Annotated in this window: 7 protein-coding genes and 1 pseudogene; all 8 read left to right on the top strand. The window is 38.7% G+C overall.

Features of this window, described 5'->3' with window-relative positions:
- Nucleotides 1-557: 557 nt before the first annotated feature.
- The 8 genes and pseudogenes from AAV98_RS16110 to AAV98_RS16075 all read left to right on the top strand — a co-directional run bounded on the left by AAV98_RS16110 (nt 558) and on the right by AAV98_RS16075 (nt 6,446).
- Entirely contained in the window at nt 558-740 is a 183-nt protein-coding gene (locus tag AAV98_RS16110; protein ID WP_060666571.1) for a DUF4083 domain-containing protein, read from the top strand.
- A 35-nt stretch (nt 741-775) separates the two neighbouring features.
- Entirely contained in the window at nt 776-1,273 is a 498-nt protein-coding gene (locus AAV98_RS16105) for a GNAT family N-acetyltransferase (RefSeq protein WP_060666570.1), read from the top strand.
- A 48-nt stretch (nt 1,274-1,321) separates the two neighbouring features.
- A complete protein-coding gene (locus tag AAV98_RS16100; protein ID WP_060666569.1) occupies nt 1,322-2,293 on the top strand; it encodes a DUF2268 domain-containing protein in 972 nt (323 codons plus the stop codon).
- 146 nt (nt 2,294-2,439) lie between these two features.
- Complete coding sequence (locus AAV98_RS16095; RefSeq protein ID WP_060666568.1) at nt 2,440-2,865, top strand: hypothetical protein; 426 nt, start codon at nt 2,440-2,442, stop codon at nt 2,863-2,865.
- 102 nt (nt 2,866-2,967) lie between these two features.
- The gene (locus AAV98_RS16090) at nt 2,968-3,939 is read left to right on the top strand and encodes an alpha/beta fold hydrolase (protein WP_082380930.1); all 972 of its coding nucleotides are present in this window, start codon (nt 2,968-2,970) and stop codon (nt 3,937-3,939) included.
- An 18-nt stretch (nt 3,940-3,957) separates the two neighbouring features.
- Nucleotides 3,958-4,596: a hypothetical protein gene (locus AAV98_RS16085; protein WP_060666567.1), complete on the top strand. Its 639-nt coding sequence runs from the start codon at nt 3,958-3,960 to the stop codon at nt 4,594-4,596.
- A gap of 141 nt (nt 4,597-4,737) precedes the next feature.
- Complete coding sequence (locus AAV98_RS16080) at nt 4,738-5,202, top strand: hypothetical protein (protein WP_060666566.1); 465 nt, start codon at nt 4,738-4,740, stop codon at nt 5,200-5,202.
- A gap of 173 nt (nt 5,203-5,375) precedes the next feature.
- Nucleotides 5,376-6,446, top strand: a pseudogene (locus AAV98_RS16075) (M14 family zinc carboxypeptidase).
- Nucleotides 6,447-6,478: the final 32 nt, after the last annotated feature.

The following is a 6,478-nucleotide window of genomic DNA, read 5'->3' as shown; positions in this document are numbered from 1 at the left end:
CCTAAAAGTTGTAATGAAAAGGAAAACGGTAAGAGAGAGAGCGTCTCTACGCCCGAAAAGCTGTAATGAAAGGTGAAACGGTAAGAGAGAGGGCGTCTCTCCGCCCGAAAATGGTTTTGAAAAGGAAAACGGTAAGAGAGAGGGCGTCTCTCCGCCCGAAAGGTTGTATTGAAAAGGAAAACGGTAAGAGAGAGGGCTTCTCTACGCCCGAAAAGTGGTTGTAAAAAGGAAAACGGTAAGAGAGAGGGCGTCTCTCCGCCCGAAAAGTGGTTTTGAAAAGGAAAACGGTAAGAGAGAGGGCGTCTCTCCGCCCGAAAAGTGGTAATGGAAGGAGAAACGGTAAGAGAGAAAGCATCTCACCGCCTGAAAAGTGGTTGTAAAAAGGAAAACGGTAAGAGAGAGGGCGTCTCTCCGCCCGAAAAGTGGTTGTAAAAAGGAAAGCGGTAAGAGAGATGGCGCCTCTGCGCCCCAAAAGTGATTTTAAATAGGAAAACGGTAAGAGAGAGGGCGTCTCTACACCCGTTATCTCTTTATGGTATTAGATGGAGTGAATAAGAATGGGCGATGTAATTTTTCAACTTGTAGTTTTTGGACTTTTTATACTAGGTAGTCTTTCTTTCACACTGTTCATCAGAAGGCTGCTGGTTAATGCATCTTACAAGAATCAAAGATTAAAAACTATTGAACAAAAGCTAGACACTATTATAGAGAAATTGGAGAAAGAAATTTCATCTAATTAAACCATATCAAATGTTGTTTAAAGGAGAGCTACACTATGAAAATAAGACAACTGACACCGACTGATGCGGAAAACTATAGAACCATTAGGCTTGAAGCACTGAAAAATAAACCTGAAGCATTCAGCTCCAGCTATGAAGATGAAGTAGAGTATTCTGTTGAAAAATATAGAGGTAGATTTAACAATGACCATACTTACACCTTTGGAGCTTTTGAAGGAAATATTTTGGTCGGTACGGTGACTTTAGTATGTGAAACGAAAAAGAAAATTAAGCATAGAGCTACCATAGTAGCAATGTATGTCAAGCCTGATCAACGAAAATTAGGTGTAGGAAAAGCACTAATGAATGTAGCAATAAGGAAGGCAAAAGAGTTAGAGAAGATTGAACAAATCTATCTCGCAGTGACAGCTGGTAATGAACCTGCGAAACGACTATATACATCTCTGGGGTTTGTGACATATGGAGTAGATAGAAATGGGTTGAAGATCGATGACACCTATTTTGACGAGGAATTGATGATGCTGGGACTTTAACTCTTTTATAAAGAGAATTTGGAATGTGGGAGAAATAAGGGGGAGCTAATGAGAGTTTTTCTTTTAATAGGTCTTTTTGTTCTTGCAGGATGTGAAATTGGAACACAAAAAGTGACAGTGGTGAAGGAAGAAGAATTAATCCTCAGAAATGATGATGTTGCTACTTATACAGTCAATGGACAAGAATTTGAAATTCATCCGTGGTATGGAAACTATGTTGAGTATATAAAAGAAGACTATAGTTCAGCTGACGCTAGGAGTGACCATTTCCAGAAGGTTGTTGGAAACCCTTTGAGTAATGCAGTATTGGGATATGATTATGGTTACCAAAATAACATATACTTGGAGCCGCCTCATAATATCAACAAATTAAAAGACTATGTTCTGCAATTGGATGAACGTCATAAAGAAATATTGGAAATTATTAAAGAAGCTTTGACAGCTTCAACCTCACTACTTCCAGGTGGGAATTATCAGATATATCTGGCTCCAGTTAATTCTGACGTGAATATGGAAGAGTTTCATGGGGTTACAGGATTTGCGGAGAAAGATGCAATGATTCTCATGCTGGATCCATATAATATGACAGAGAAAAGCATTAAAGAACTTATTGCCCATGAATATCATCACTTAGTGTACATGGAAATATCTGACAATTACAACACGCGCACAGCTCATCTTTTAGAAAGAGTTGTTATGGAAGGGAAAGCAGAAACTTTCACCAAAATTCTCTATCCCGATTACGACGTTCATTGGATAGAGCCGTTAAGTAATGATGAAAGAGATAGAGTCTGGAGCTACATAGATGAGAACAAATACTCTGTTAGTGAGGAGAAATACAGTGTGTTGTTCAATGGTAGCATTTCGAAAGAGCTTCCTAGTTGGTCCAACTATAGAATGGGCTATCAGATAATGCAGGAGTATGTCAAGAATAATCCTGATGTGCCGATAGAAGAATGGACTGTTTTAAAGGCGGTAGAGATTATAGACGGATTAGAATTTGGGAGTAGAGAATACTAGAGTAATAAAATTTATAGAACTTGTCTCAATAAGAGATAAGTTCTATTTTTATTTTAATTCATAAATAATTTATTGATTATCAATAAATTATTTGGTATTATACTGTTAATTAATGTAAAAATAATGAGCGTAAAGGGGGTGAGAAATTGAAAAAAGTTTCATTGATCACCACAATTATGTTGTTAATTTTGTCAGGATGTAATCAATACAAGAGTACCGTTATTCCAGCTGAAGGGACTTTTCAATTGGCTCTTATCAATAACACCGATATTGATATTTACGGGTATGAGTTCAGCTATTCACAAGATGGAACACACAGAGGGGACAGCGGAGGCGGTGTGTATGCTGATAATTCAAAGATAAAGAAGGGGGATACGTTTACGTTCGACTTTAATCATGTCGATTTTCTTCCAGACAAAGAGGTTAGCTTTGTGATCACGGTATTTACTGGCAAGCATCAAACGGAGAAAGTAACGTTGAGTTCTCCTGTTACGACCATGATTTCAGATTTAGAAAGTACCTACTATGTGGAGATAATTGGTGAAAATAAGGAAGAGTTAACAGTAAATTAATGAATCATCAGATGGAGTGATTGGAAAATATTGTGGAACTAAATCAGTGTTCATTACGTATAGGTATTGAATGAAATTTTACAAAAGAGAGTAGAGGGAAAAATGAACACTAATAAGAGATTTAGTTTCCGTAAAACAATTAAATATATATCCTTATCATTGGTAAGTTTGGTAGTTCTGTGGATTGCCTTTCATCAATTTATGGTTTTTTTCGAAAAGAACAAGTACGAAGCTACTGGGCAACTGGTAGAAGTGGATGGCAGTAAGATGCATGTTCATGTGGAAGGCGAAGGACCTAAAACTATCCTTCTACTTCCTGGATTGGGGACGTCAGCGCCAGTGCTGGATTTTGAGCCGCTGATGAATGAGTTGAGTAAGAGTAATAGAGTCGTAGTGGTGGAGCCGTTTGGTTATGGATGGAGCGAGAAGACTGAAAAAGATAGAACGGTAGAAAATGTTGTGGAAGAAGTTAGGGCCGCGTTGCAGGAAGCGGAAATCAAAGGCCCATATATATTGATGCCGCATTCTATTGGGGGAATTTACAGCTTGTATTATGTAAATACATATCCCGAAGAAGTGGAGGCCATTGTTGGAATTGATCCAACACTTCCGGCTGCGGTTGATTATTTTAATGTACCTGTTCCTACTATGCCAGGTTTCTTCAGGGCTGTAACTCCGAGTGGGATTGCCCGAATTGTGGTAGCGGCAAATGAAGAGGATTTTTTACCTTTGGCAGATGAGGGGACATACACAGATGATAATTTGGAGCTAACGAAAACTCTGACTGTCTGGAATGGCTACAACAAGAATATCATGATGGAAGCAAATGAAATTAGTAATAATATCGCCAAAACGATAAACCTGGCTTTTCCGGCCGATATCCCGGTAATGATTTTTACACCTAAGGACGAAAAAGTAAATCCTGCTGGTAGGTCTACGATGACCTTTTATGAAACGCAATTAGAGAATGTCGTGAAAAATAAGATAGTGCCACTCGAGGGCCATCATTATTTACACTGGACAAATGCGAAAGAGATGAGTGAGCATGTTGGGGAATTTATTGGCGGAAGTTAATAAATGGGGGTAATGAACTTGTTCAAACAGAGAAAGTTACTTATAGTAGGGTCGATAGCAATTGGCTTAGTGTTATCCCTTTTTACTTTTACCTTGCTAAAAGAAACCCAAGGTTATGCACATTATCATTCTGAGTCATTAATGAACGATACTTCTAAGCTCATAGGAAGCTTTCAAAGGAAACAAGAAGTTCTTCAGCAAATTCTCCAAACAAGAACATTGACAGAAACACAAGTAGATTTGATTCGTGAAGACATTTATATTCTTTTAAACTATTACGAAGACTATAATCGCTTAGCTATGAACTTGGGTCGCTACGAAAATAATGGATACACCATTGTAGAGGGGGCCTTTGTTACGGAAGCAGTCTTTAAACGTAAGATAGCCGAAGCTCAAGGGACGGGTCAAGCGAAAGTCAAACTGGACAATGAGTTTCTTGAAAAGGTAGAGTTTCTAGTCGCATTCAATGAACGTTGTCTTAATACCTTAGGAAAACATGCACGGGGTTTTGTCATCACAGAAACTTCTATGGAGACGACGGAAGAAAGGGAAGTATTAAGCGTAACTGGGATAAAAGAAGACTTTTGGGTGGAAATCCTGAAGCGCTTGGATAGGGAAGCATTTGAAAAGCAAAGGGATTTTGAGATGTTGTTGTAATAGAAATGCGAGTTATTAAAACGTTTGGGAAGCAGTTAGACCAAGAGTTTTTTGTTTACAAGTCTTTCCGTGAATAAAAGAGGAATCATCATTTTGCAACCTTTGACATACTTAAACGTCTTATGCAGTGGAGGTGGTGGAATGAAAAGGTATTTGATTGTTCTTTTTTTATTTATTTTAGCAATTTTTGTAGGCTGCTCTAGTAATATAAGTGGTGACGAAAACTTAGCGGAAGAAACGTACGCTTTGAATGGGGAAACCAATGAAGATACAACAAAAGGAAATGACCAAAAGCCAGTAAATGTGGAGAAACGAACAGAAGCTGGCTACATAACGATAAATGTATTGGAAACACAAGAGGAAATTGAAAAATTGGAATCATTTTTTGAAGATAAACAATGGGCTGAGGATGTAAAGGTGCAAATGGCGACTCCGCCTGAATACCGATTTACGTTGAATGGTTCTATTTTTGCCGTTTGGATTACGCCTTTAGGCGACGAGCTTGAACTTATTCGTGAAGGGGAAGCTATGTTTATAAAACTGGGAAATCAACACTCATCAATCTTGTTTAAATTATTGACAGGCGAAGTGTTTATTAGTGAATGATATGTATCTAGAACAAACAAAACGCGTTGTATAAGTACTTTTACCCATATATTTCCGTTTGTTAATTGTCTGCAGCTATTGAAAGAAAGGAGTTTGTCCTTATTTACAGATAATTCTATAAACTTTATTCTATTTATGTAGGGTCACTAAATATCTGAAATGAGGAGGAAATTATGAAGAAGATCAGTAAAACGGTACTAGCTTTATCTTTAACAGGAGTTATGACAATCGGGACGTTAACAACAGGAACGCTTCCAACAAGTGCAGTCGGAAATGGTCCTAACTATAACGGCAATGAGTCTATCCAAACCTCCATCCTTACTACATATGATGAGTTGGTAGAATACTTACTAAAACAAGAAGCAAGATAGCAGGCGATGGAGCTTGAGGTTATTGGTGAAACAGTGAAAGGCCGAGATATTTACTTGGCCAAATACATTAAAAACGAGGACAATCCAACCATTCTGTTTTTAACACAGCAGCATGGAAATGAGCAGTTGACAACAGAGGGTGCGATGGAATTCATCAAACATCTTGGAACCGGGAAAAATCAAGCGGTACTAGATCATGTCAATGTCCTTGTTATACCGATGCTGAATGCAGACGGCGCGATGGGTGATGTGAACTTTTCTACAGATAATTACATTGCAGCCGGTGACCGTCATTTGACGCGAGCGAATGCTAATAACTTTGATTTAAATCGTGAGCATGACAAAGCAGTAGATGCGATGCAGCCTGAAGCACGGGCACTTCATACAAATGTGTTGGAGAAGTATGACATTGATTACTTGATTGATTTACATCATCAAGGGACACAAAGTGAACGTGATGGGAAGCTTGTTTCCGGGTCTATTTTACACCCGACAAGCCCTAATGTTGAACCGGCTGTAGTGGAGCAGTCCAAACAGTTGGGTGCAGTGGTGTTTCATGAGATTGAGTCAAAAGGTTGGGGGCATCTTGGCAAATATTCCGGTGGAAATACAGACAATATTGGTCGAAATGGTATAGCTACGAGATATGATATCGCGACATTATTGTTTGAAATGAGAGGAATGTCCGACCACACGAATCCAACAGCGATTCTTGGACAAAAGAGTAATGGATACTTGATCAAGCAGACGGTAAATACGCTTGATTCAGCGGTTCAAGCCATTGCTGATGGTTCTATTAATACTGTTGATACTAGCTTTTGGGAGACTCTTCCTTTCCAGAACAGTAGACAAGGTGAGGAAAGCGACGAATAAAAAAAGGAAAAGCTCGGGGCAATTTGTAGATG

This window comes from Bacillus sp. CHD6a, assembly GCF_001293645.1.
Classification (GTDB): Bacteria; Bacillota; Bacilli; order Bacillales; family Bacillaceae_I; genus Sutcliffiella_A.
This window is presented reverse-complemented; position numbering and strand designations above follow the sequence as displayed.

Coding starts and splice junctions, on each gene's coding strand:
- AAV98_RS16105 (WP_060666570.1), top strand. CDS start 776: ATGAAAATAAGACAACTGACACCGACTGATGCGGAAAACTATAGAACC.
- AAV98_RS16100 (WP_060666569.1), top strand. CDS start 1,322: ATGAGAGTTTTTCTTTTAATAGGTCTTTTTGTTCTTGCAGGATGTGAA.
- AAV98_RS16110 (WP_060666571.1), top strand. CDS start 558: ATGGGCGATGTAATTTTTCAACTTGTAGTTTTTGGACTTTTTATACTA.
- AAV98_RS16080 (WP_060666566.1), top strand. CDS start 4,738: ATGAAAAGGTATTTGATTGTTCTTTTTTTATTTATTTTAGCAATTTTT.
- AAV98_RS16090 (WP_082380930.1), top strand. CDS start 2,968: ATGAACACTAATAAGAGATTTAGTTTCCGTAAAACAATTAAATATATA.